This is a genomic window from Helicobacter pylori (assembly GCF_001998165.1).
In the GTDB taxonomy this organism is placed as follows: Bacteria; Campylobacterota; Campylobacteria; order Campylobacterales; family Helicobacteraceae; genus Helicobacter; species Helicobacter pylori_DL.
In genome coordinates, this window is sequence record NZ_MTWR01000018.1 from 1 (window position 1) to 376 (window position 376).

Here is a 376-nt window from a genome sequence, read left to right on the forward strand (position 1 = left end):
CTTTAAAAACCCCTAAAGAGGTTTAAAAAGAGCGGGCTTTATGTTAGAATAAGTCTTTTTATTCAAAGGAGATTGCAATGAATTTAGACCAATTAGAAGTGAGCCATGACGCTGATTCTTTGTGCGTGGTGATTGAAATATCCAAGCATTCTAATATCAAATATGAATTGTTAAAAGAGGGGCTTTTATTTGAAGACACGCATACCATTATGGATACAGAAACGCAAAAAGGCATGCAAAATTACACCAAAACCCCCTTTTTAGAAAACGACCAATTGGTGTATAAAGACGCTGTTAGTCATAGCCTGAATACGGATATTTTACGCCCTGTTAGCGAGCCTTTTGCCGCTAATGGGGGGCTTAAAATCTTAAAGGA

Annotated in this window: 1 pseudogene; it reads left to right on the plus strand. The window is 37.2% G+C overall.

Going from position 1 to position 376, the window contains the following annotated elements:
• Window positions 1–77: 77 nt before the first annotated feature.
• Window positions 78–376: pseudogene (locus BZK24_RS02905) on the plus strand (hypothetical protein); the annotation flags it as partial.